Here is a 400-nt window from a genome sequence, read left to right on the forward strand (position 1 = left end):
GCGCCAGCCAGTTGCGGTAGCGGCATAAGGTGCTGTAATCGGGGATGCTCAGTTCGTCAAAACGGCAAAACAGGTTGAAATCGATGCGGGTGATGAGGCTGTGTTCGAGTTCGGGATCGGAGAGGCTATGCCATTGTCCGAGCAGGACGGCTTTGAACATGGACAACAGGGGATAGGTGGGACGGCCACGGTGGTCTCGAAGGTAACGGGTTCTTTGACGATTCAGGTATTGCTCGATCGGCTGCCAATCAATCACCTGATCCAACTTCAACAGTGGGAAACGGTCGATGTGTTTGGCAATCATGGCTTGGGCGGTTTGCTGAAAGAAGGTGCTCATGGAAAATCCCCTAAATGTCTTGATGGGAATTTAGGGGATTTTGGGGAATTTTGCAAAGGTCTC

At 51.8% G+C, this 400-nt stretch carries 1 protein-coding gene; it reads right to left on the reverse strand.

The features are described 5' to 3' along the window. The coding region (locus tag ACTHTS_RS11385) for a transposase (protein WP_440370104.1) at positions 1–337 on the reverse strand (337 nt) is incomplete at its 3' end. Positions 338–400: the final 63 nt, after the last annotated feature.

The organism is Neisseria sp. P0019.S003 (assembly GCF_051957115.1).
In the GTDB taxonomy this organism is placed as follows: domain Bacteria; phylum Pseudomonadota; class Gammaproteobacteria; order Burkholderiales; family Neisseriaceae; genus Neisseria; species Neisseria flavescens_D.